Genomic DNA, 24595 nt, shown 5'->3' with positions numbered 1-24595 from the left:
GCGCGGATATCAGGCCGGCGGCCCGTCGACCAACGTCACCGGTCCGCTGCGGTCGCCGCCCGCATTGGCGCGCCACTGCAGGATGATGGTGTCGCCGGGGTGGTGTGGGACCAGGACATCCGTCATCGAGGTGGCCCCGGTGATCGGCGTGTTGTCGACCCCGGTGATGACGTCGCCGGCCGAGATGCCGGCCGCCGCCGCGGGACCGCTGCCGACCACGCGTTCGACCCGCGCGCCGTTGCCGCCGTTGTCCGTGACGCCCAGGCCGAGGAAGGCCGTCGGGCCGATGTGCACCGTGTTCGAGCCGGCACCTGCCCGGATCTGCCCGGCCACCCCCATCGCGGTGCCGATCGGGATGGCGAAGCCCTGACCGCCGGACATCTTGTAGCTGTCGGTGGCTGCGGTGTTCATGCCGATCACCTGCCCGGCCTGGTTGACCATGGGCCCACCCGAGTCACCGGGCCGGATCGCGGCGTCGGCCTGGATCAACCCGCCCAGGTTCTCCTCGGCGCCGGTCAGCGTGTCGGTGGCCGAGACGGTCTGGTTGAGCGCGACGACCTTGCCGGCCACCGCGCTGGGAGTTCCGCCCTGACCCCCGGCGTTGCCCAACGCCACGACCGGATCGCCGACCGAGACACCGCCACCGATGTTGGCGCTGGGCAGGCCGCCCCCACCGCGAAGTTGCAGGACGGCGACGTCCGCGGTCCGGTTGTAACCGATCACGTCGACGGCGTAGGTCTGGCCGTTGCCGACCGCGAAGGCGCTGATATCGGTGGCGCCCGAGATGACATGGTTATTGGTCAGCACGACGCCGCCCGGATCGATGATGATGCCGGTCCCCGCGCCGATCGCGTTGTTGTAGCCGAACTTGGTGCTGATGTCGACGACCTGCGGCCCTACCTGGCCGACGATGCCCGACGGGTCGAGCGGTGCCAGTGGCCGGCCGTGGGAAGGCCCGGGAGGTGCGGCGGACGCCGGCGCCGTGGCCAGGCCCAGGCCCAGGCCGATCACGGCCAGCACGCTGACCAACCATGACCACCGAACTGAGCGGTGGTGCCATTTGCCCATCCCCGTCACCTCCTGCTTCGCGATCAGAACCAGAATCGGCCCAGCCTCCGCGTCTGGGCGACACAACTCAATCCGTATAACCGTAATGCAGATAGCTATGCGGGACCGTGGTCAGTCCCTGTTTGACCCGGCCCCGCTCAGGCCCCCGGGCCGCGTGATCGCGTGGGTGAGGTGCAGGCTGACGTCGCCGACCATGTCGATGAGCGTGCGGTCGCGGGTCTGCGCCGGCATGCGGTCAAACGTAACCCCTCGGTCCGGCCCTTAAGCTGACAGCGTGGGCGAATTCGACCCGAAGGTCAGGTTCACACAATCCCAGATAGCCCGGCTGGCCACGGCCACGCCCGGGGGCGCGCCGCACCTGGTGCCGGTGGTGTTCGCCGTCGACGATTCGCGCGGCGACCCCGACGTCGTGTACACCGCCGTCGACGCCAAGCCCAAGGCCACGCGGCGGCTGCGGCGCCTGGCCAACATCGAGCGCAATCCCCAGGTCAGCCTGCTCGTCGACCACTACGACGACGACTGGGCGCAGCTGTGGTGGGTCCGGGCCGACGGCGTCGCCGCGATTCACGCCGCCGGCGAGCCGATGGCGACCGGGTTTCGGTTGCTGCGCGCCAAATACCCTCAGTACCAGTCCGTTTCGTTGGACGGCCCGGTGATCGCGGTCACGGTGCGGCGCTGGTCCAGCTGGCACGCCTGACGCGGCCGAGGCCGACAGCCTCAATTGTGGCCGGCCGGTGGCCTTGTGTTGGGCGGCAGTTGGGGGAAAAGTTGCTTGCAGCGTCCTGTGGCCCAGGCCACACCGCGCCACAGCGCGCCGCAGCGTTGCAGAACTGGAGGAAAGTTATGGCGGACAAGGCGAACGCGTCCCAGGGCGCGGGGGCCGCCCCCACCGCGAACGGTCCGGGCGACGTTCGCAACGTGGTCCTGGTGGGTCCCTCGAGCGGCGGCAAGACCACCCTGGTCGAGGCCCTGCTGGTCGCCGGCGGCGTGCTGTCCCGCGCGGGCTCGGTCACCGACGGCAGCACGATCTGCGACTACGACGAGGCCGAGATCCGGCAACAACGCTCCGTGGGCGTCGCCGTCGCGTCCCTTTCGCACGACGGCATCAAGATCAACCTGGTGGATACGCCCGGGTACGCCGATTTCGTCGGCGAGTTGCGCGCCGGCCTGCGCGCCGCCGATTGCGCGCTGTTCGTGATCGCGGCGAACGAGGGCGTCGACGAGCCGACCAAGTCGCTCTGGCAGGAATGCAGCCAGGTCGGGATGCCCCGCGCCGTCGTGATCACCAAGCTCGACCACGCGCGCGCGAACTATCAAGAGGCGCTGGCCGCCGCGCAAAGCGCGTTCGGCGACAAGGTCTTACCGCTGTACCTGCCGACCTCTGACGGCCTGATCGGTCTGCTGTCGCAGCAGCGTTACCTGTACTCCGACGGCAAGCGGACCATCCAGCCGCCGGACGAGTCCGACGCCGACCGGATCGAGGAAGCGCGGGGCACCCTGATCGAGGGGATCATCGAGGAGTCCGAGGACGAGTCCCTGATGGAGCGCTACCTGGGCGGGGAGTCGATCGACGAGGCGGTGCTCATCGCCGACCTGGAGAAGGCCGTCGCCAGGGCCTCCTTTTTCCCGGTCATCCCCGTGTGCAGCGGCACCGGGGTCGGCACGCTGGAACTGCTGGAGGTCGCCACGCGGGGATTCCCATCTCCGATGGAACACCCGCTACCGGAGGTCTTCACGCCGAACGGCGCCACGCACGCAACGCTGGCCTGCGACGCCGGCGCGCCGTTGCTCGCGGAGGTGGTGAAGACCACGTCGGACCCCTACGTCGGCAGGGTGAGCCTGGTCCGGGTCTTTTCCGGGACCATCAGGCCCGACACGACGGTTCATGTGTCGGGCCATTTTGCGTCGTTCTTCGGCGGGACCAACGGGAACGGGAATTCGCACCCCGATCACGACGAGGACGAACGGATCGGTGTGCTGTCCTTTCCCCTCGGCAAGCAGCAGCGCCCCGCGGCCGCCGTGGTGGCGGGCGACATCTGCGCCATCGGCAAGCTGAGCCGCGCCGAAACCGGCGACACCCTGTCGGACAAGTCCGAGCCGCTGGTTCTCAAGCCCTGGACGATGCCGGAGCCGCTGCTGCCGGTGGCCATTCAGGCGCATGCCAAGACCGATGAAGACAAGCTGTCGGTCGGACTGGGACGGCTGGCCGCCGAGGACCCGACGCTGCGGATCGAGCAGAACCAGGAAACGCACCAGATCGTGCTGTGGTGCATGGGTGAGGCCCATGCCGGCGTCGTCCTCGAGGCGTTGGCCCACCGGTATGGCGTCACCGTGGACACGGTGGACCTGCGCGTCCCGCTGCGGGAAACGTTCGGCGGCAAGGCGAAAGGGCACGGCCGCCACATCAAGCAGTCGGGTGGGCATGGCCAGTACGCGGTGTGCGACATCGAGGTGGAGCCACTGCCGGAGGGCACGGGGTTCGAGTTCGTCGACAAGGTGGTCGGCGGGTCGGTGCCGCGCCAGTTCATCCCGAGCGTCGAAAAGGGTGTGCGCGCCCAGATGGAAAAGGGCGTGCACGCCGGTTACCCGGTCGTGGACATCCGGGTCACGCTGTTCGACGGCAAGGCGCACAGCGTGGACTCGTCGGACTTCGCGTTCCAGGCCGCGGGGGCGCTGGCGCTGCGGGAGGCGGCGGCGGCGACACGGGTGGCCCTGCTCGAGCCGATCGATGAGATCTCGGTGCTGGTGCCCGACGATTACGTCGGCGCGGTGATGGGCGACCTGTCGGGACGTCGCGGCCGGGTGCTCGGCAGCGACACCGCCGGCCACGAACGCACGGTGGTCAAGGCGGAGGTGCCTCAGGTCGAGCTCACCCGCTACGCGATCGACCTGCGCTCGCTCTCGCACGGGGCCGCGTCGTTCACCCGCTCCTTCGCCCGCTACGAACCCATGCCGGAAACCGCGGCCGCCCGCGTGAAAACCACGGCGTGACAATCGATCGGCGCGTGTCGGCGTTCCACGGGACTTCGACGGGCCTTCGACGGGCTTAGGCCCCACCCCCGAATTGGCCGGCCACGGCGCGGCGGTCCAGCGAGCCTTTCGCGGTATGCGGCAGCGCGCCGGCCTCCCGGAAGGTGGCGGGCACCTCGAAGGCCGCGAGGCGCTCGCGGCAAAACACCGCGAGCTCGGCCGGGGTGGGCGCCGGCGATTCCCGCGGAACGATCACCGCGGCCACCGTCTCCCCGTACATCTTGTCCGGCAGCCCGAACACGGCCACCTCCAGGACGTTGGGATGGGTGGCCAGCACGCCCTCGACGCGTTCCGGCGAGATCTTCTCACCGCCCCGGTTGATCAGTTCCTTGATCCGGCCCCGGATGATCAGGTCCCCGGCCGCCGACAGCGAGCCTAAATCGCCTGTGCGCAGCCACCCGTCGGTGAAGTTGGCGGCGGTGATCGCCGGGTCGCCGAGGTAGCCGCGCACCACGGTGGGCCCGCGCAACCAGACCTCGCCGACGGCTTCCGTCGGCAGAGGCTGGCCGTCGGGCCCCGCGATCCGGATCTCCGGCCCGGTCGACCCGCCGACGAGACCACCTGTGGCGGCAGGGTTTTCGGTCTGGCCGATGCCCGTTGTTGCCACCTGATGGGTCGCCTCGGTCATGCCGAACGCGCACACCACCGGCGCTGCAAACGTCTCGTGCAGCGACTGAGCCGTTTCCCGGGTGAGGGGGGCGCTGCAGCTGCGGATGAACCGAAGCGTCGCACGTTCGCTTCCCCGCCGCTCAGTCCTGCTGCGCTCCAACAGGATCTGATGGATCGTCGGGACGGCGGTGTACCAGGTGGCTCCGACGGCGTCGATGTCGTCCCAAAAGGTGTGCGCCGAGAACCGCCCACGAGCCGGGAGCAGCACGGTGCCCCCGGACGCCAGGGTGGACAGCAATGCGGCGATCAGCCCGTGACCGTGGTAGAGCGGCATCACCGCCACCGTCGCATCCTGGGGCCCCAGCCCGTAGCCGGCGACGATCGCCCGCACCGAGTTGGCGATGTTGTCGTGCGTCCACGGGACCATCTTCGGCACCCCCGTGGTTCCGCCGGTGAACATGATCATGGCGTCGTCGTCGCGCAGCCCCGCGGGCGTCGAGACGTCTCGCTCCGGCGGCCTCGCGGCGTCAAGGTGCACCGCCGGCGTGCCCTCACCGCCGACCGTCACCGCGATCGGCCACCGGCGCAGGGCCGGTTCCCGCTCGTCGCCGGGCCCGTCACCGTCCACCAGCACCGCCCGCGCGCCCACCGCCTCGCTTCGGGAGCGCTGGTCGCTGACCGGCAGCGCCGGGTCCAACGGGACCACGACCAGCTCGGCCCGCAGCGAGGCCAACAGGGCGACGACGAACTCGGCGTTGCTGCCGGCGCGCAGCGCGACGCGATCACCGGGCCGCAGTCCATTCCGCTTCAGCTGCCCGGCCAGGTCGTCAACCAGTCGAACCAGGTCGCGGTAACTCACCGGTAGGCGATCGGGCGTGACGACGAGCGCCGGTGCGTCCGGCTGCCGGCCCGCCGCCACCTCGACCAGACCGGTGACAACGTGATTGCTCGTCCTCATCGCCCAACCCCTTTCGTCGCGTGTGAAAGCTCCTGCTGGCACCATGCCGTGACACACGGGTGTCCGTCCAATACCGATCCGCTCACTATCGATAAGTGGGGGCTATCGATAGACGGCGTGAATCGCTGCATAGCGGCTTAGTCTTGGACAGTCGCGCGCACCGGCACAACAGTGATGGCGTAGGCAGTCACGGGCAAACCCGGCATCACGCTCACAAGGAGGCCGCCACCATGTCCACCGTTTCGGCATCTTCCGGCGACGCGACTCGCTTGACCGACGGCTTCCATCTCGTCGTCGACGCGCTGAAGGCCAACGACGTCGACACCATCTACGGCATCGTCGGCATCCCGATCACCGACCTCGCCCGCACCGCTCAGGCATCGGGAATCCGTTACATCGGCTTTCGGCAGGAGACCTCGGCGGGCAACGCGGCCGCCGCCGCCGGGTTTCTCACCCGGCGCCCCGGCGTGTGCCTCACCACGTCCGGGCCCGGCTTCCTCAACGGGCTGCCCGCCCTGGCGAACGCCACCGCGAACTGCTTCCCGATGATCCAGATTTCGGGCTCGAGCAACCGGGCGATGGTGGATTTGCAGCGCGGTGACTACCAGGACCTCGATCAGCTCGCCGCCGCAAAGCCTTTCGCGAAGGCGGCATATCGGATCGGCCGGATCGAGGACATCGGCCGGGGCGTGGCACGCGCCATCCGGACGGCGACCTCCGGGCGGCCGGGCGGGGTTTACCTCGACATTCCCGGCGAGATCCTGGGCCAGGCCATGGACGCCTCCGCCGCGGCCGGCACGATTTGGCGGGTCGTCGACCCCGCGCCCCGGCAGCTGCCGGCGCCAGCAGCCATCGACCGCGCGCTGCAGGTGCTCGGACAGGCGCGGCGGCCGCTGATCGTGCTCGGCAAGGGAGCCGCGTACGCGCAGGCCGACGACGTGATCCGGAAGTTCGTGGAGACCACCGGGATTCCGTTCCTGCCGATGTCGATGGCCAAGGGGCTGTTGCCCGATTCGCACCCGCAGTCGGCCGGAGCCGCCCGCTCACTGGCGATCGCCCGCGCGGACGCGGTCTTGCTGGTGGGCGCCCGGCTGAATTGGTTGCTCGGCCACGGGGAGTCGCCGCAATGGTCCGCCGACGCCAAGTTCATTCAGGTCGACATCGCGGCGGCGGAATTCGACAGCAACCGGCCGATCGCGGCGCCGCTGTCCGGCGACATCGGCTCGGTGCTGTCGGCGCTGTGCGACGCGGTGGCCGCGCATCCGCTCGTCGCGCCGGTGGAATGGGTCGACGAGCTGGCCGAGCGCAGGACCCGCAACGAGGCCAAGATGCGTGAGCGTCTGACCGAAAACCCCCACCCCATGCGGTTTTACAACGCGCTGGGTGCAATTCGGGCTGTGCTGCGGGAAAACCCGGAAGTCTACGTGGTCAACGAGGGCGCCAATGCGCTGGATTTGACCCGCAACGTCATCGACATGGAGCTGCCGCGGCGCCGGCTCGACACGGGCACCTGGGGCGTGATGGGCATCGGCATGGGATACGCCATCGCCGCCGCGGTGGAGACCGGCCAGCCGGTCGTCGCGATCGAAGGTGACAGCGCGTTCGGGTTCTCCGGCATGGAGGTCGAGACGATCTGCCGACACCGCCTGCCGGTGACCGTGGTCATCCTCAACAACGGCGGGGTGTACCGCGGCGACGAAGCGCCCATGGGCGGCGATCCCGCGCCGACGGTGCTCAACGCGCGGGCGCGCCACGGGCTCATCGCGGAGGCGTTCGGCGGCAAGGGATATCACGTCACCACACCGGCGGAGCTGCGGGCGGCGCTGGCCGAGGCGATCGTCTCCCGCGGGCCGTCGGTCGTCGACTGCGAGCTCGACCCGGCGGCCGGCGTGGAAAGCGGCCATCTGGCGAGCCTCAACCCGACCAGCGCGGCCACACCCCCGATCAGCGCCGGCGCGTGATGCCCAACAACTGCGCGTCGAAGAATTCGCCCAGCGCCAGCTCCTGAGCGCATGTACTTAGCGCACGCGCTACGGGTGAGCCGGGGCCGGAAGAGTTGGTGGCCAGCGCGATCTCGGCCTTGAGCACCGGTTCGACCATCTCGACCGCGCGGATCTCCGCGCCCAGCGGCGAGGTCCAGAGCCAGGTATGCGGGACGATGCACGCCCAGTTGCCGGTGGCCACCTGCGCTAATAGCGAAGCAACAGAGTCGGTTTCGACCTGCGGGGTGACGGTGATCGCGTGGCCGGCGAAGGCCTCATCGATGATCTGGCGGTCGCGCATGTCGGCGGTGAGCAGCGCCAGCGGCAGTTGCGCCGCCTCGGGCCACGTCAGCGTCGATGCCCCGGCGGGCAACATGTTCGCCGTCGAGAGCAGCACATAGTGTTCCTCATAGAGCGGCACCAGGTTCACGTCGTGAGGGTCATCGGTGGGGGTGTGCACGATGGCGGCGTCCAGGTCGAACTCGCGCACGCGCCGGTACAGCTCGGTGGCGGCCAGCCGGGAAAGGATCTGCACCTTCGCCAGCGGATGCGCCGAACAGAACGCGGAGAGTACCAGGGACGCCGTCGTCGAGGCGGTCGGCACCGTACCCAGCCGAAGCGTTCCTGCGATGCCGGATCGCACGGCGTGCACCTCGGCCTTGAAGGCATCGTGTTCGGCCAGAATCCGTTTGGCCCACACGACCAATCGCTCCCCCTCGGGGGTGAGGCCCTCGAAGCTGTGCCCGCGATTGATCAGCGTGACGTTCAGCTCCCGCTCGAGCTTGGCGATGGCGGCGGACAGCGCGGGCTGCGAGACGTAGCACTTCTCGGCCGCCCGGGCGAAGTGGCGCTCCTGGGCGACCGCAACGAAGTACTCCAGTTGACGGAAAAGCACCCGCACTCCTCTTTGTTCGGGCTCGGCCTTCGGGCACCGACTCCGCTGAGGCTAACGCGCGCCTAGCACCCCAGCCAATCGAGTGTCTCCGACAAGCCCAGCACGTCCACTCCGATAGCACGGCATTCCGCGACGCCGCGCTCATAGAGGCCGGAGATCGCGTCGGACACCAGGACAAGCCGGAAGTCGCGTTCGGACGCCTCGAAGATAGACGTGCGAGGGCAGTTGGGAAAGTTGCAGCCCCCGAAAACGACGGTGTCGCTGCCAGTCTCGCGCAGATGCCGCTCGAGGGCGGTGCCGTAGAATGCGCCCCACCGCGGTTTGTACATCACGTGCTCGGCGGCACCCACCTGTTGGAAACCGCCGGCCAAGAGCAGATCGTGGTCCACGTCAACAGATTTGGGCAAGAGTTCCGTGACAATCCGCGAACCGGCGCTGCCGGGCACGGCAATTCGAGCGCCCGCCTCTATCGATCGGCGCCGCACCAGGTCAACGTTCGACCCATCCGGCAGATAGAGCCGGACGACGTGCACGATGGGCCGTCCCCGTTGCCGGAACGCCGCCGCCAACTTCGCCATCGCCGGTATCGCGGCACGCGTGCCCGCAACCGGCATCGGGGCATCATCGCCGGGCGTGCCGGGGGGCATCTATGAAGTCGCGCTGCACGTCGATAAGGAGCAGGGCCGCCGTATCCGCCCTCGGACGCGTATAGCGATCGTCTGCGATCATGTCCGCCCCTTGCCGTGCTTGCCCTTGTCCTGCTTCCGCTCATCCGGCGAACGCGCCGCTGCCGTGGCGACCCAGCGAAGCCACGGATGTTTGCTGAAAACCGCAATGAGTCGACAGCCAGTAGAATATCGTTGTGTCAGTTGAACCATCGCAAAGGGTAAGCGCCATGCACCGAGCGTTTCGTTATCTGTTCGTTATGGTAGCGATTGCCGGGATGGGCGCCTTGGGGAGCTCCGCACGCGGCGTGGCGTCCGTCCCCCTGCCCGAGCCGGTCCCTGCAGTTGCCTCGGTTTCGCCCGCTAACGGGGCGGTGGTAGGCGTGGCGCACCCACTGGTCGTCACGTTCACCGCGCCGGTCACCGATCGCGGTGCCGCCGAACGGACCATCCACGTCTGGTCGCCGAGCGATACACCGGGACACTTCGAGTGGGTCCGCAACGACGTCGTCCAGTGGGTTCCGAACCACTACTGGCCCGCCCACACCCACGTCTCGGCGGGTGTGCAGGCCCTGACGACGGGCTTCGACACCGGCGACGAACTACTCGGTGTCGCCAGCCTGTCCGGGCACACCTTCACCGTCAGCCGCAACGGCGAGGTGCTGCGCACCATGCCTGCGTCGATGGGTAAGCCCAGTCGCCCGACACCGATCGGCAACTTCACCGCCCTGGAGAAGGATCGCACCGTGGTGATGGACTCGCGGACGATTGGCATCCCGCTGAGTTCCCCAGAGGGATACAAGATCACGGCGCAATACGCGGTCCGGGTCACCTGGAGCGGCGTGTATGTGCACTCGGCCCCATGGTCGGTCGACTCTCAGGGCCACACCAACGTCAGCCATGGATGCATCAACCTGAGCCCGGACAACGCCGCATGGTATTTCAACCAGGTCAACGTCGGCGACCCCATCCAGGTCGTGGCCTGAGGCCCGCCGAGCACCAGGGCGACGCTAGCTGGGCAACCCGCTTTTGACTGCGGCGTCCTGCTTGCGTCCGACATCGATCGCGATGGCCGGATCGATCGGATCATTGGGCGCGCTGTCGAATTCGATGTTGACGACCGCCCGGCCCTCGCTGAACAGCAACACCGTCACCGCTTGGGAGTTGTCCGGCGAGTTACCGGAAATCATGAATCCGTTGGAGCCGACGTCGACCGGCTGCCACGTGCCGCTGACCTTCCCCGCATAGTTGGCCTTGGTGTTCTCGATGCCCGTCTTCGCCACAGCGGGGTCGGCGACGATCAGGATGGTGTCGCCGATCCGGCGGCTGTTGTCGGGATTGGCGAAAAGCTGTGCGACACCGGTCGCATTGTTGGGATTCAGGACGGGGGGCTGGGGGGATTTGAAGTCTCCGCCGATGTCGCTGGGCTTGATCAGCAAGGAACTGTAATCGGTGGGCTGGCCCTGCGAAGGAGCCGTCACCATGCTCGAACCGCTCGATGAAGTGACGGCACCCGATGTCGTCGAGGACGTGGGCGTCGACGCCTTTTGGTCGTTGCCGCAGCCGGATACGACGGTGCCGACCACCATGCTGGCGACCGCCCAAGCGGCGGCAATCCTGGCGAGCTCCATGGCGTTCCTCCCGCGTCGATCCACAGTCGGCCGCCTGACGCTACTGCGAAATGCCGACGGGAACAAGGGCGGGACGGCGCGCGGCGGCCCGCACATACCCGCCGGTCGGCTCAGGTTCGCGCCTATGCTGGCGGGGGCGGGCGATTGCGCGAGGGTAGGGAGGAACGATGAGATCTGCGGTGGCGCGCGCCGTACGGTTCGATCGTTACGGGGGCCGTGACGTCTTGTACGTAGCGGACGTGGAGATGCCGTCGCCGGGCCCGGGCGAAGTGGTCATCGAGGTTCGCGCCGCCGGGATCAATCCCGGCGAAGCCGCCATCCGAACCGGCGCGCTGCACGACATGTTCCCCGCCACCTTTCCCTCCGGTGAGGGCAGCGACCTCGCGGGCGTCGTGATCGCCGCAGGACCCGGAGTGACGGAGTTTTCCGTCGGCGACGAGGTGCTGGGGTTCAGCTTCCGCCGGTCCAGCCACGCCACCCATACCGCCGTCCCGGTGGATCAACTGATTCGCAAACCTGCCCAAATGAGTTGGGAGACCGCGGGTTCGCTCTACGTGGTCGGTGTGACCGCGTACGCCGCCGTCCGTGCGGTCGACCCCCAACCGGGCGAGACCGTAGCCGTTTCGGCCGCCGCGGGCGGGGTCGGGGGCCTTGTCGTGCAGTTGCTGGTCCTGCGCAAGGCCCGGGTGCTCGGCATCGCGGGGCCCGCCAACTTCGACTGGCTGCGTGCCCACGGCGTCACCCCGATCGCGTACGGGGACGGATTGCCCGATCGGCTGCGAGAGGCTGCACCGAACGGTATCGACGCGTTCATCGACCTGTTCGGCCCCGAGTACGTCCAACTCGCCGTGGATCTCGGTGTCGCGCCCGAGCGCATCGACACGATCATCGCGTTCCAGAAGGCCGCCGAGGTCGGCGCCAAGACCGAAGGCAGCGCCGACGCGTCGACCCCGGAGGTGCTCTCCGAGATGGCCGACCTGATCGTCACCGGCGCCATCGATTTCGAGGTCGCCGCGACCTATCCGCTCGATCGGGTCGCCGAAGCCTACGAAGAACTCGAGAAGCGGCACACCCGCGGGAAAATCGTTCTGCTGCCGAACGGTTCGCCTTAGTCACCGCGCATCAGGCCATCCCGGCCTGCACGATCTTGACGATCACGAATACGACCGCCACCACCAGGTAACCGCGAAGGGTGAGCAGTCCCGCCCGACGGGACGGCGACAGGCGCGGCCGGGGAAGCGTGGCGAGGTTGGGAGTCTGCCACCTCGACCGGTCCTGTCGGCGGACGGCGCGCCGTTCGGCGGGCGTCAGTGACGGGGCGTCGTCGAGCTCGTCGACCTCCTCGGGATCCAGGGCACCGCCGAGTGCCCCCACGATCGCCTCGGCGTCGCGCCGGTCCCGGTCTCGCCGGCCGGCGACGATCGTGGCGGCGCCGCCCACGATGCCGGTCGCCGCGCCAACGGCCAGGCCGGCCTCGATGGTGGTCGTGGAAAGGCCCGGAAAGAAAGTCGTCGCCGTCAGCGCCAGCGACAACAGCACCAGACACCACACGATGGTCCACGCGACGATGTTCTGCCGCACCGTGTTTACCCACGGGCCGAGCACCGCGCGGTCGTTACACAGCAAGACCAGAAACACGGTCGCCGAGGGCAGCAGGACGCCGGCGAGGGCCTGCACGCCCTGGGTCACCAGTCCGAGGATGTGGTCGGGGCTGAACGCGATTGCGGCGGACACGGCGAGCAGTAACGCGTAGCCACCATAAAACAGTGGGGCCTCGCTGACCTTCCAATGCAGGGAGTGCCGCCTGCCCAACGCATCGCCGATGGCGTAGGTGGTGGCCAGCCCGATCGCGTTGGCCCCGATCAGCGACGCGTCCAGCAGGATGATCGCGAAGAGCGACCCGACCGTGCTACCGAGGTGCGTGGCCAGCCCCGACGCGACCGCCCCGGCGTCGGTGAAACCACCGACGCCGGCGGTGCCGGCGAACCCGAACGCCGTCACCGCCATCAAGGCCGTCGCCCCGGCCATCACGACGACGATGCCGATCACCAAATCGGCTCGCGCGTAGGCGATCCAGCGGGCCGTGATGCGCTTGTCCACAACATTGGACTGCTGAAAGAACAGCTGCCACGGCGCAACCGTGGTGCCCACGATGGCGACGACCAACAGCAGGACCGTGGAATTGGGCCCACCCGGGAACTGTGGCATCAGCCCGGCCGCTGTTTGCTTGAGCGCGGGATGCACCATCAGCACCATCGGAATGATCAGCACATTCACCGCGATCAGCAGGAACATCAGGCTTTCCCAGCGGCGGAACGAGCCCCCGGCCACCACGGCGAACAACAACACCGCGGCGGCCGGGATGGCGACCGCCTTGGGACAGCCCAAAAAGCCGAGCGCCATTGATACACCGATGAATTCGGTGACGATGGTCAGGGCGTTGAGGATCAGCAGATCACCGACGCTGAAGGCGCCCCAGAACTTGCCGAAGCGCTCGAAGATCAACCGGGCGTGACCGACCCGCGTGACCGCCCCCAGCCGCAGCACCATTTCCTGGTTCACGTACAACACCGGGATCAGCATCGCCAGCGTCCACAACAGGCCCATCCCGTAGTTCTGCCCCGCCTGCGCGTAGGTCGCCACGCCGCCGGCGTCGTTGTCGCCCACCATGACGATCAGGCCAGGACCGGTGATGACGAGCAACGTCCGCAGGCGCGCCCAGCCCCCCGCGGCGGGCCCGTGCGCGCCGGCGCCGTCACGCCGGATGCGGCCGAACGCACCGACGATGTCGCCGGCGTGCGCGGAATCCAGCACGGCCTGCTCCCTCACACCCCCGCGGGTCGGGATCGAGCTGGTCACCGGTGGTCGGCGGGCCGGTCCGACGGATGCCCGCCGAGCGAGGCCGTGACCACCGCGATCGGCATCCGCGAGACGTACAGGTTGGCGCGTTCCTGCGGAGTCAGTGCGCTGCGCGCGGCCAACTTGGTCGCAAATTGCCGACCCGCACGCAGCATCGACCCGCCGCGCAGCCGAGAAACATTGGAAAGACGCTGTGTAACACCAAAAGCCATGATCTTCTCCTGACGCAAGTCCGATCGGCTCATGGCATCCGCAGCGACGCCCGCAACGCGTTGTCACGCGCAGGGTCGCACGGGCACCCGAGAAGTCAGGCGGTGAAAGGAATGCCGGAACCGGATCGGGACAAGACGGAATTCGGATAGGGACTGTCGCCGGGACTCATCTCGCCCTCACCTCCTCACGGCCGGGACACACGCGGGTGTCATCGCGTTCACCTGCACGGGAGAGGCACGAATGGCCGGCGGCAGACCGCCGGCCGCACCCCTCTCGTCGGAGCTTCGGCACTGCACGGCGTATCCGGAACATAACCGATGGTCGCGACCCGTCTCGCCCGGCTTCGCCGCGCTTGCGATTCGCTCCTAGTTCCGGAAGCCACTTGGGCTCAACCCTTGGGTCCGGGAAGAGCTGTCCTGACCCGGGGCGTCTCTCGACGTTCGGGGTCAGTGGCCTGTATCCATGCAGACGCCTCACCTACCGAGGTGCTTGCTTGTCCATCTTGCATGGCAGCCCTCGTACTCGTCAAACGCGTTTACGCAACCTTGACGTCGGTTTGCGTTAACCCACGCCCGCCGGGACCCTCCGTCGGCCCGTCGGCCGAGGCCTACCCTCGACAGCATGGCCAATACTTTGCAGGCGCCCACCGTCGCGACGGTGCTCGACCGGATGTACGCCGAAACGAAAGATCAGATGTCGCGGTTGCGGGAGCGGGTTGGCGATTTCGACCGCCCGATGAGCGCGCAGGAGCGCGCCGACGCCATGAGCGAGTTCTACATCCCCGTCACGCCGGAAGCCGGCCGCCTGCTGTATGCGCTGGTACGCGCCACCCGGCCGGCGACGATCGTCGAATTCGGCATGTCCTTCGGAATCTCCGCCGTGCACCTGGCGTCCGCGGTGCGCGACAACGGCGCCGGCCGGGTGGTGACCACCGAGCTCAGCGCCCCCAAGATCGCCGCGGCTAAGCAGACATTCGCCGAGACCGGTTTGGATGGCGTCATCACCATCCTCGAGGGTGACGCGCTGACCACGCTGGACAACCTCGACGGACCCGTTGAGTTCGTCCTGCTCGACGGGTGGAAGGACCTCTACCTGCCGGTGCTCGAGCTGCTCCAACCGCGCCTCGCGACGGGCGCACTGATCGTCGCCGACAACGCCAGTGCCGCGGACATGCGGCCCTACCTCGACCGGGTTCGCAACCCGGACAACGGGTATGTGAGCTTCAACTTCTCCGTCCGGGAGAGCGACAGCATGGAAATCAGCTGCCGCACTGGCGATTAACCGCTATCGCAGGGATTCCTCGAGCCATGGCGTCAGCCATTTCACCCCATCTGGGGTGAGGTGCACGCCGTCGCTGCGTACCTTGATGCCGTCGACCTTGGCGGTATAGACGCCATCGGGGCACAGCTTCTTGTTCAGGTCGAGGATCTGCACCCCTGGGTGGCGGGCAACGGTTTTGCGCAGCATGCTGTTCCACAGGTTGACGCGATCGGGTTGATCCTCCGGATACAGGCGACCGTCCGGCTTTTCGCCGCCCCGGCTGTAGGGCACGGTGGCCACCACCACGCGGACACCCGTGGACCCCACGATGTTGAGCGCCCGCTCGAGTTCGCCGTTGAGGTAGGCGTCGAACGTGGGATCGCCGATGTGTGTCCATTGACCCTCGTTGACGCGATCGACCGTCTCCCAGCGCCCGATGATCAGCAGCGCGACGTCCGGCTGGTCCTGGCCGACCTGGGCCGACCATCTGATGGGCCAGCCGTCGCATTCCGGTCTCTGCTCAAGGGTTTGGCCGATATACCGGTACGGGGTGCCGCGCACCAAGCTGCAGCCGATGACGGTGTGGTCGAGGAAGGCGAACCCGGGTGTGGGCGGAAGGTAGTGCATCCAGGTCCACCCGATCGAATCGCCGAACACTGAAACCGTGAACGGCCGGTGCGGATCGCGGGGCGCCGGGCGGCCGCCGGCGGGTGGCGAGGGAGAGACCGCGGCGACCGCCGACACACCCGGCGGCAGGCCCTCGCGCAGGCCGGGTCCGGTGCCCACCGGGATCACCAGCAGCGTCATCGCGGCGGCGCTGGCCACGGTAGCCGCCGCCAGCGGCAACAGCGGCACCCGCGCCGGCCGCCAGCGCCGGATCGGTTGTTCGATCAGCCACCATGACGCGGCGGCGACCACCACGGTGGCTGCGCACCGGGCGGCGAACAGCGGCAGCCCCGACCATCCGGTACGTTCGCCGTTGAGCGCCAAAAAGATTGGCCAGTGCCACAGGTAGACGCCGTAGGAGATGGTACCCAGCCACACCAAGGGGCGCAGGGCAAGCATGCGGGCGATTGCCCCGCGCTGCTCCATCGCCACCGGGGCGACCACGAGGACGGACGCGACGGCCACCCCGATCAGCAGGCCATGGCGAAACTCGCCGGCGCCACCGGTCGCGTAGTGGGACGCCGCCGCCAGGCCGGCCAGGCCGAGCAGGGGAAGAAAGCGTGCCACCCGCCGTCCCCAGCGGGTGCGGACCAGGCACCAGCCGCGGTTCATCGACGGCCAATCCCGCACCAGCAGAGCCGCCGCCGCGGAGCCGGTCAACAGGGCCTGCGCGCGGGTGTCGGTGCCGAAATAGATCCGGTCCCGCGCGCCGTCGGAGGCAAGGAGAATGGTGACCGCCGCGGAAACCACCGCCCCCAGCGTCGCGATCACAAAGGTGGCGAACCGCACCCCGCCGACGGTGGCCCGCCTGAAGTAGCGCTTCGCGCGCGCGGCCAACACCAGGGTCACCGCGATCAGCAGCACCGGCCAGACGAAGTAATACTGCTCCTCCACCCCCAGCGACCAGGTGTGCTGAAGCGGCGATGGCGGGGCGCCCTGGGTGAAATAGTCCGTCTTCTGGGCCACGAACCGCCAATTCGCCACCCAGAGGAAGGCCGCGATCGCGTCGTCGCGTAGCCCCGTGAGCGACTGGCTGGGAAGCAGCTCGCGGGCCGCGCCCACGCTGAGCACCATCAGCAGCAACGCCGGCAGCAGCCGTCGGGCGCGCCTGATCCAAAAGCCGGTCAGCTCAATGCGACCGGTGCGCCGGAGCTCGTCCAGCAGTAGCGAGGTGATGAGGAACCCGCTGAGGACGAAGAAGATGTCGACGCCGATGAAGCCGCCGCCCACGCCGGGGATGCCGCCGTGGCCGACGAGCACCAGCGCGACCGCGATTGCGCGCAGCCCGTCCAGCGCCGGAATCCCGCTGCGCCGGTCCGGTTGATCCCAGATTGCGAGCCGGCCGGCGCGGCGCACCGGGGCTACCCACCGTGGCCGCGGAGCACAACGCGCCGGCGCGGGGTGTCTCCCGCCCGGCTCGGTGTCCGCCGTTAACGCGCCCTTACCGACCTGTCGCCCGGCGCCAAAGTTGATGCCGATACGTCGCTGCCCCTCCTCGTGATCGGAGCAAGCCTAATTGCGACGCAGCCGGATTCAGCAGAAGACACGCGAGGACGGGTGCCCCAGGCGCGCCCTTTTAGGGCGCGTAGCCCAAGGTGCTCTTGACCTCCAAATATTCGTGAAACCCGAACTCGCTCCACTCTCGGCCGTTGCCGCTGTGCTTGTAGCCGCCGAACGCCGCGTTCATATCGAACGCATGGTTGATGGTCACCCAGCCCGCGCGGATCTTGCGGGCCACCTCCCGGGCCTTGTCGAGGTCGGCGCCCGACACATAGCCGGCCAGACCGTAATCGGTGTCGTTGGCGATCTGCACGGCCTGATCGATGTCGTCATAGCCGAGGATGCACAACACCGGACCGAAGATCTCCTCGCGCGCGATCGTCATGTCGTTGGTGACGCCGGCGAAGACGGTCGGCTTGACGTAGTACCCCGTGTTCAGCCCGGCCGGGCGGCCCGGGCCGCCGGCGACGACGGTCGCGCCCTCGTCCATGCCCTGCTGGATCAGGCGCTGCACCTTCTCGAATTGCGCTCTCGACGCCACCGGTCCGATCGCGGTCTTGTCGCCCGTGCTGCCCACCTTGACCTGTTCGGCAACACCACGCGCGATGTCGATGGCCTCGGCCATCCGCGTATTGGGGACCAGCATGCGCGACGGCGCGTTACAACTCTGCCCGGAGTTCGGCATCATGTTGAGCACGCCGGCGCGAACGCTGTCGGCAAAGCCCGCGTCGTCGAGCACGATGTTGGGGCTCTTGCCGCCGAGCTCCTGCGTCACCCGCTTCACCGTCGGGGCGGCGTTCTTGGCCACCTCGACCCCGGCGCGCGTGGATCCGGTGAAAGACACCATGTCGACGTCGGGATGGCTCGCCAGGGCCACGCCGACGCCGGGCCCGTCGCCGTTGACCAGGTTGTAGACACCGGCCGGCACGCCCGCGGCGTCCAGAATCTCGGTGAAGATGTGGGCCGAGAAGGGCGCCACCTCCGACGGTTTCAGGACCATCGTGCAGCCCGTGGCCAGCGCGGGATACACCTTGACCGCGATTTGGTTCAGCGGCCAGTTCCACGGCGTGATCAGCCCGCAGACCCCGATCGGCTCCTTGGCGATCAGGGTTGCCCCGTGTTGTTCCTCGAAGGGAAAGTTCTTCAGCACGTCGATCGCCGTCACCAGGTGACCGAGCCCGAGTTGGACCTGCGGACCAGCCGCCAGCGAGGGCGGCGCGCCCATTTCCTCGGTGACCGCGTCGGCGAGATCGCCTGCACGCTTGCCGTATTCGGCGAGGATCGCCTCCAGCAGGTCGAGGCGCTGTTCGCGGCTGCTTTGAGACCAGCCGGCGAAGGCGCGCCGGGCGGCGTTGACCGCCACGTCGACGTCGGCGGCCGAGCCGAGCGAGATCTTTCCGGAGACCTGCTCGGTCGCCGGATTCTCGACGTCGAAGGTGTTGGGCCGCACCGGGTCTACCCAGCGCCCGTCGATGTAGAACTTGAGGTATTCCCGCATGAGATGATCCCTTTCCTATTGGGTGCCCTCGGCGTACCAGGTACGGAATTCGTCGTACTTTGGCATCTCCTCGGAATTGGCCTTCGGATCGATACAGACGTGGACGACGGCGGTCCTGCCGCTAGCGTAGGCCCGCTCGATCGCGGGGCCGATCTCGTCCTCCTTCTCGACGTACTCGCCGTAACAGCCGAAGCCCTCGGCGACCTTGTCGAGGCGGACGTCTTTGCTCCAGTGCACGCCGGGCTGCGGCGACGGCTGGGGGAAGGTGCGCTTGTAGACTCCCACCTCGAGGCCCCACTGGTGGTCGACACCCACCACGCACACCAGCGGCAGCTTCTGCCGCGCAGCGGTTTCCAACTCGGCGATGTGGAAGAGGAACGCCGAATCGCTGGTCAGCAGCATCACCGGGCGCTTACCACCGTCGGCGACCGAAGCGCCGACCGCATACGGCAGGCCGGTGCCGAGATGGCCGAAGTTCTGGTTCCAGATGACGTCGCGCGGTTTGGCCTGCGAGTAGGTCCAACCGAAGATGACGGTCGCGCCACCGTCGCGCACCAGGATGCCGTCCTTCGGGAACGCTTTGGTGGCCTCGACGACGAAGCGTGCCGGGTGTACGGGCGTCCGGCCCGCCGGCGCGTTCTCGGCGAGCTGGGCCAGCTCCGCCGCATCCTCCTTGATCCAGCGGTCGAGATCGACCGATGCCTTTCGCGGGGTGTCCCGCAACGCTTCCACCAGCTGGGGCACCACACCGCGAAGGTCACCGACCAGGGGAACGTCGATGGGGCGGTTGACGCCGATGGCCACCGGGTCCTGTTCGACCAGAACCCATTTGCGCGTTGCGTCGTTCTGCGCCCAGTGGCGGGTCCGGCCGTAGTGGCTCGGTTCGCCGAGCTCCGTGCCGAGCGCGACGCACAGATCGGACTTCACCACCGCCTCAACGGCCGCCGGCGAGAATCCGTAGGCGAAGGTGCGATCCTCGAGGCCCTCGATGAACGAGGTGCCGCCGGAGGTCTGGATCACCGGGCAAGCCATGAGGTCGGCCAGCTCCCTGACCGCCGCGCCGGTGCGCGAGGTGTGGACCCCGTGCCCGACCAATAGGATCGGGCTCTCGGCAGCGCGGATCAGCTGCGCCGCTTCGGTCACTTCGCGCCCGCCCGCGGTCTGGTTGACGAGTCGGTACCGGTTGGGCGGCAGCGGATCCGGCACGTCGAGCTCGGCCAGGATGACGTGCGACGGGTACTCGATGTAGGCCGGGCCGGGCGTGCCGGACATGGCCCGGCGGATCGCCTCGTGGACGATCTCATCCGTCTGGTCGGCGTACTCGATCGACGCGCTGTACTTGACGGACTGTGCGAAAAGAGGCTCCTGACGCACGAATTGGATGCGTCCACGCCGGACCCGGCGCTCGGTGATGCGGGCGCGCTGGCCGCCGAGGAAGATGACCGGCGAGTTCTCCACTAGCGCGCACTGGATCGCTCCGGCGATGTTGGCCATGCCCGGGCCGAGCGTGCCGATGCACAGGCCGGGCTTGCCCGTGATGCGCGACGCCGCCTCGGCCATGAATCCCGCGCTCAGTTCGTGATGCGGCGCGACCACCGACCACCCGCGAGCGTCGGCCTCGGTGAACATGTGCACGAAGTTCGGGTCCGGGATGCCGAACAACGTGTTCACACCCTCGGCCTCGAACAGGTCGAGGATGCGCTTGTAGACGGGCACGCCCATGGTCAAAATTCCTTTCCATCGCGAGCTGGAGGCACCACGCTCGCACCGAGCTCTTCGAGCACTTGTGCGGTGTCCGCGCCGAGTTCCGGCGCCGGCCCGGCAACGCGACCGGGTGTCCGGGAGAACCAGGTGGGTACGCCCGGGAAGCGCACCGGCCCGTGTGGGGTGTCCACGGTCTGGAACATGCCGACGGCGTTCAGATGTGGATCGTCGAACAGCGCGCCGGGCGTGTTCAGTGGTGCGGCGGGTATCTCGAGTTCTCCAAACAGCTCCAGCCACTCGCGCGTCGAGCGCTGCTTCATCGTTTCGGCGACCAATCCGTAGATGGTGTCGATCTGTTGGGCGCGCTGTTCCAGCGTCGAATACAGCTGGCTGGCCCACGGTGGCCGCACGGCGTTCATGAAGGCGTCCCAGTGCTTGTCGTTGTAAATCAGCGCGGCGATGTAGCCGTCACTGGTGCGATACGGGCGGCGGTTGGGCGCCACCGTCCGCGGATAGACGGCCGGCCCCAGGGGCGGGTCGAACAGGGCGCCGTTGGCGTGTTCGACGAGGATGAACGAGGCCATGGTTTCGAACATCGCGACCTCGACCTCTTGCCCCTCGCCGGTGCGCTCGCGGTGATACAACGCCATGGTCGTCGCGTAGAGCGCCGTCAACCCGGCGACCTTGTCCGCCATGATCGTTCCGACATAGTCGGCCTCGCCGGTAAGTTGCTGTTGCACCGCGGGCAGGCCGCACTCGGCCTGGATGGTGTCGTCGTAGGCCGGCCGGTCCCGTTCGGGTCCGCGGCGCCCGTACCCGTAGCAATTGGTGTAGATGATCGCCGGGTTGATCGCGGCGACGTCGTCGTAGGCGAAGCCGAGCTTGGCGATCGCCTTGGCCCGCATCGAGTGGATGAACACGTCCGCAGTCTCGATAAGCGCGCGCAGCGCTTGCGTTCCGGCGTCGGTGTGCAGGTCCAGCACGACGCTGCGCTTGCCGCGGTTGACGTTGACGAACACCCCGCTCATCCCCGGAACCGGGCCGACCGAGATGTACCGGGTGTTGTCGCCCTGGGGCGGTTCGACCTTGATCACGTCGGCGCCCATGTCGGCCATGATCTGCGTGCAGTACGGCCCCATCACCATTGCGGTGAGGTCGACGACCCGCAAACCGGCCAGCGGTCCGGTGCCCGCCCGGCTAGCCATGCAGCACGCCCCGCTCGCTGGAGCGCCGCGCGAGCTCGAAACTGTAGCGGATGTGCTGGTGGTGCCCGTCGGGCACCGCCGGAAAAACCAACGGCGCCGCGATGTTTCGGATCGCATCGAGGTGTTCGCCGACGTCCTCGACCGTCCAGGCCGGCCGGTGCACGCCGGGGCTTTCGGCGATGACCGCCCGCGCCACCCGGCCCGCCAGCGCGACGAATACCTCCCCGGTCACCGAACAGCTTTCGTGCGCGAGCCAACCCACCACGGGCGCGACGAGTTCCGGACCCATCGGCGGGTAGGCCGACGTGTCGATACCGGCGGCCATCCTTGTCACCGCGGCCGGCACGATCACGTTGCACCTCACGCCCTCGGCCGCGCCTTCGAGGGCCGCGACATTGGACAGGCCGATCACGCCGGCCTTCGCGGCGGCGTAGTTGGCCACGTCCTGGTTTCCGTACAGCCCGCCGATGGAGGAGGTCAGCACGATGCGCCCGTAGCCCGCCTCGCACATCACCGGGAATGCGGGCCGCACAACGTGGAACGCGCCGCGCAAGTGGACGTCGAGCACTGCGTCGAAATCCTCGTAGCTCAGCTCCTTCAGCGACCCGCGGCGGACGTTGCCTGCGTTGTGGATGAGGACGTCGACGCGGCCGTACGTATCGAGCGCCGCGTCGATGATCGCCTTGCCACCCCCCGCGGTGGCCACCGAATGGGTGCTCGCGACGGCTTGACCACCGGCAGCGAGGATCTCACGCACCACATTGTCGGCCGGGCCGGCATCGGTGCCGTCACCGGAGAGGCCACCCCCTGAATCGTTGACGACGACCTTCGCGCCGCGCGACGCCAGCAGCATGGCGTAGGAGCGCCCGAGCCCCCGGCCAGCCCCGGTGACCACCGCTACCCTGCCGTCGAAATCCAAGGACCTCAAGTCAGCCATCGAGGTCCTCAAGCACCAGACCGTCGAGGTCGCCTTTGGCCCGCCAGTGTTTGAGCAGGTCGTCGAACACGTAGAAGCCGGGCATGAAGGGATCGCCGATGGCCGAGCGGATGCCCTCGCCGCCTCCGCCGCCCTCATTGTTGTAATAGCCGGGAGTGCAGGAAACCGCGAATTCCGTGGCGTCTATCGAGGATTCGCGGATCGTCCTGACCCAATCGTCTTGAGCTTGTTGGCTCGGCTCGACGGTGACCGCGCGGCGCGCGATGGCCTCAGAAACGATGTAGGCGATGTGCTCGGCCTGCTGCTCGAGCATCGCGGTGGTATTCCCGGCCACGCCGCCCTGGATGAATCCGGTGAAGAACTGATTGGGGAAGCCTCGGCTGGTCATCCCGTGCAGCGACTTGTAGCCCTCGCGCCAGTGATCGAAGAGCGACAGGCCCTCGCGGCCCTCGATCACGTCGATTGCGTACCGGCGGCTGATGTCCGTGGTGATCTCGAAACCGCTGGCGAAGATGATGCAGTCGACCTCGTACTCGATGCCGTTCGCGACGATCCCCTTCGCGGTGAGCCGTTCCACGCCTTTGGATTCCGACACGTCAACCAGCGTGACGTTGGGGCGGTTGAACGTCGGAAGGTATTCGTCGTTGCTGCAGGGCCGCTTGCACATGAACCGGTAGTAGGGTTTGAGGGCCTCGGCGGTCTCGGGGTCGTCGACGAGTTCATCGACGCGCCGCCGCAAGCGCTCCATGACCTTGTAATCCTCTTCTTCGCGGATGGCCATGACCTGCTCGACGGTCAGCGAGGCGGGATCGTCGGTGGCCGCGATCCGCGCGGTCAGGTTGCGCCCGAGTTCGGTCCAGAAGTCGCACACCAGGTCTGGCTCGTCGAACACCGCACCTTCCCCCAACGGTGACCAGCGGTGGAAGTTGCGCTTGCGTTGCTCCTGCCAGCCCGGCTGCAGCGACGCCGCCCACTGCGGGTCCGTCGGCTCGTTGCCTCGCACGTCCACCGACGACGGCGTCCGTTGAAACACGAAGAGATGCTGGGCGTCTCGGCCCAGGTGCGGAACCAGCTGCACGCCGGTCGCACCGGTACCGACGAGCGCCACCCGCTTGTCGTACAGCTTATGCAGTCCGCCGTTGGCGTCCCCGCCCGTGTAGTCGTAATCCCAGCGAGCGGAGTGGAACATGTGCCCGGTGAAATCCTTGAGCCCGGGGATGCCCGGCAGCTTCGGCCTATTGAACGAGCCTTGCGCCATCACCACGAACCGGGCTCGAATGTCGTCACCGCGATTGGTGCGCAACCGCCAGCGCTTGATCGTCTCATCCCAGCGCGCCGCGCGGACCTGGGTGGAGAGGATGGCGCCGTCGTAGAGCCCGAAATGCTTGGCGATGCGGCGGCAGTGCTCGTAGATCTCGGCGCCGTCGGCGAACTTCTTCGACGGGAGGTAGCCGAGTTCCTCCAGCATCGGGATGTAGCAGTAGGCGTCGTTGTCGCACTGGATTCCCGGGAAGCGATTCCAGTACCAGACCCCGCCGAAGTCCCCGCCCATCTCGATGATGTGCACGTCCTCGACGCCGGCCTTCTTCAGGTACGCGCCGGCCAGCAGGCCGGTGATGCCGCCACCGAGCACCGCCACGTCGATGTCCTCGTCGATCGGCGTGCGCGGGGTGACCGGGGTATGGGGATCGACCTCGGCGAATTCGGCGAAGTCGTCCTTGAGTTCCAAGTACTGCTTCGAGCCCTCCGGGCGCAGCCGCTTATCGCGCTCGTGCAAATACTTTTTGCGCAGCGCGTCGATATCGATGTCGTCCGGCGTCTGCGTGGGCCCGCAGCTATCGAACATTGGCATGTGTCTCCTCAACCTGATGGGGCCGACCCGCGGCGCGCGGCGCCGGCGCCGCGCTCGCGATCG

Annotated in this window: 19 protein-coding genes, 1 pseudogene and 1 riboswitch; of the genes and pseudogenes, 7 read left to right on the top strand and 13 right to left on the bottom strand. The window is 68.0% G+C overall.

Features of this window, described 5'->3' with window-relative positions:
* Positions 1–9: 9 nt before the first annotated feature.
* Entirely contained in the window at positions 10–1068 is a 1059-nt protein-coding gene (locus tag BN4348_RS56065; protein ID WP_066917284.1) for a S1C family serine protease, read from the bottom strand.
* Between the two features lie 274 nt (positions 1069–1342).
* Between BN4348_RS56065 and BN4348_RS56060 the strand changes: the two genes are divergently transcribed.
* Together BN4348_RS56060 and BN4348_RS56055 are read left to right on the top strand one after the other, a co-directional pair.
* Positions 1343–1765 carry a TIGR03668 family PPOX class F420-dependent oxidoreductase gene (locus BN4348_RS56060; protein ID WP_066917283.1) on the top strand — a complete coding sequence of 141 codons (423 nt, stop codon included), beginning with the start codon at positions 1343–1345 and terminating at the stop codon, positions 1763–1765.
* Between the two features lie 146 nt (positions 1766–1911).
* A complete protein-coding gene (locus BN4348_RS56055; protein ID WP_066917282.1) occupies positions 1912–4059 on the top strand; it encodes an elongation factor G-like protein EF-G2 in 2148 nt (715 codons plus the stop codon).
* Between the two features lie 55 nt (positions 4060–4114).
* On the opposite strand, the gene BN4348_RS56050 is transcribed toward BN4348_RS56055, so the two are convergent.
* Positions 4115–5665, bottom strand: coding sequence for a FadD7 family fatty acid--CoA ligase (locus tag BN4348_RS56050; RefSeq protein WP_066917281.1), 1551 nt, complete (start codon positions 5663–5665; stop codon positions 4115–4117).
* 230 nt (positions 5666–5895) lie between these two features.
* Between BN4348_RS56050 and oxc the strand changes: the two genes are divergently transcribed.
* Positions 5896–7626 carry an oxalyl-CoA decarboxylase gene (gene oxc / locus BN4348_RS56045; protein WP_066917280.1) on the top strand — a complete coding sequence of 577 codons (1731 nt, stop codon included), beginning with the start codon at positions 5896–5898 and terminating at the stop codon, positions 7624–7626.
* Here the strand turns inward: oxc and BN4348_RS56040 are convergent.
* Positions 7610–8542 (bottom strand): LysR family transcriptional regulator, encoded by a 933-nt coding sequence (locus tag BN4348_RS56040; protein ID WP_066917359.1) that lies wholly within the window; start codon positions 8540–8542, stop codon positions 7610–7612. The genes oxc and BN4348_RS56040 overlap by 17 nt on opposite strands.
* Positions 8543–8604: 62 nt before the next feature.
* A pseudogene (locus tag BN4348_RS56035) lies at positions 8605–9193 on the bottom strand (cysteine hydrolase family protein).
* A 244-nt stretch (positions 9194–9437) separates the two neighbouring features.
* Here BN4348_RS56035 and BN4348_RS56030 point away from each other — a divergent pair.
* On the top strand, positions 9438–10193 hold the full coding sequence (locus tag BN4348_RS56030; RefSeq protein ID WP_066917279.1) for a L,D-transpeptidase: 756 nt from the start codon (positions 9438–9440) through the stop codon (positions 10191–10193).
* A 24-nt stretch (positions 10194–10217) separates the two neighbouring features.
* Here BN4348_RS56030 and BN4348_RS56025 read toward each other — a convergent pair whose 3' ends face one another.
* Positions 10218–10688, bottom strand: a complete 471-nt coding sequence (locus BN4348_RS56025) for a hypothetical protein (RefSeq protein WP_235852828.1) — start codon at positions 10686–10688, stop codon at positions 10218–10220.
* 1 nt (position 10689) lies between these two features.
* On the opposite strand from BN4348_RS56025, the gene BN4348_RS61960 reads away from it, so the two are divergent.
* Positions 10690–11058 (top strand): hypothetical protein, encoded by a 369-nt coding sequence (locus tag BN4348_RS61960; protein ID WP_235852827.1) that lies wholly within the window; start codon positions 10690–10692, stop codon positions 11056–11058.
* Positions 11006–11950 (top strand): NADP-dependent oxidoreductase, encoded by a 945-nt coding sequence (locus BN4348_RS56020; protein ID WP_066917277.1) that lies wholly within the window; start codon positions 11006–11008, stop codon positions 11948–11950. The genes BN4348_RS61960 and BN4348_RS56020 overlap by 53 nt, the downstream gene beginning before the upstream one ends.
* A 10-nt stretch (positions 11951–11960) precedes the next feature.
* On the opposite strand, the gene BN4348_RS56015 is transcribed toward BN4348_RS56020, so the two are convergent.
* Positions 11961–13697, bottom strand: a complete 1737-nt coding sequence (locus tag BN4348_RS56015) for an NRAMP family divalent metal transporter (RefSeq protein ID WP_066917276.1) — start codon at positions 13695–13697, stop codon at positions 11961–11963.
* Positions 13694–13909, bottom strand: coding sequence for a hypothetical protein (locus BN4348_RS59770; RefSeq protein ID WP_142308771.1), 216 nt, complete (start codon positions 13907–13909; stop codon positions 13694–13696). The genes BN4348_RS56015 and BN4348_RS59770 overlap by 4 nt, the downstream gene beginning before the upstream one ends.
* A gap of 262 nt (positions 13910–14171) precedes the next feature.
* A riboswitch (M-box (ykoK) riboswitch) is annotated at positions 14172–14402 on the bottom strand.
* A gap of 129 nt (positions 14403–14531) precedes the next feature.
* On the opposite strand from BN4348_RS59770, the gene BN4348_RS56010 reads away from it, so the two are divergent.
* Positions 14532–15191: an O-methyltransferase gene (locus BN4348_RS56010; RefSeq protein WP_066917275.1), complete on the top strand. Its 660-nt coding sequence runs from the start codon at positions 14532–14534 to the stop codon at positions 15189–15191.
* 3 nt (positions 15192–15194) lie between these two features.
* Here BN4348_RS56010 and BN4348_RS56005 read toward each other — a convergent pair whose 3' ends face one another.
* The 6 genes from BN4348_RS56005 to BN4348_RS55980 all read right to left on the bottom strand — a co-directional run bounded on the left by BN4348_RS56005 (position 15195) and on the right by BN4348_RS55980 (position 24532).
* On the bottom strand, positions 15195–17192 hold the full coding sequence (locus BN4348_RS56005) for an acyltransferase family protein (RefSeq protein WP_066917274.1): 1998 nt from the start codon (positions 17190–17192) through the stop codon (positions 15195–15197).
* Between the two features lie 220 nt (positions 17193–17412).
* Complete coding sequence (locus tag BN4348_RS56000) at positions 17413–18834, bottom strand: aldehyde dehydrogenase family protein (RefSeq protein ID WP_066917273.1); 1422 nt, start codon at positions 18832–18834, stop codon at positions 17413–17415.
* Between the two features lie 15 nt (positions 18835–18849).
* Positions 18850–20556 carry a thiamine pyrophosphate-binding protein gene (locus BN4348_RS55995; protein ID WP_066917272.1) on the bottom strand — a complete coding sequence of 569 codons (1707 nt, stop codon included), beginning with the start codon at positions 20554–20556 and terminating at the stop codon, positions 18850–18852.
* Positions 20557–20558: 2 nt separating this feature from the next.
* The gene (locus tag BN4348_RS55990; protein WP_066917271.1) at positions 20559–21743 is read right to left on the bottom strand and encodes a CaiB/BaiF CoA transferase family protein; all 1185 of its coding nucleotides are present in this window, start codon (positions 21741–21743) and stop codon (positions 20559–20561) included.
* Positions 21736–22680, bottom strand: a complete 945-nt coding sequence (locus BN4348_RS55985) for an SDR family NAD(P)-dependent oxidoreductase (protein ID WP_066917270.1) — start codon at positions 22678–22680, stop codon at positions 21736–21738. Before BN4348_RS55985 ends, BN4348_RS55990 begins: the two co-directional genes overlap by 8 nt.
* Positions 22673–24532 (bottom strand): flavin-containing monooxygenase, encoded by a 1860-nt coding sequence (locus tag BN4348_RS55980; protein ID WP_211145785.1) that lies wholly within the window; start codon positions 24530–24532, stop codon positions 22673–22675. The genes BN4348_RS55985 and BN4348_RS55980 overlap by 8 nt, the downstream gene beginning before the upstream one ends.
* Between the last annotated feature and the right edge of the window lie 63 nt (positions 24533–24595).

It is taken from the genome of Mycobacterium interjectum (assembly GCF_900078675.2).
Classification (GTDB): domain Bacteria; phylum Actinomycetota; class Actinomycetes; order Mycobacteriales; family Mycobacteriaceae; genus Mycobacterium; species Mycobacterium interjectum.
This window is presented reverse-complemented; position numbering and strand designations above follow the sequence as displayed.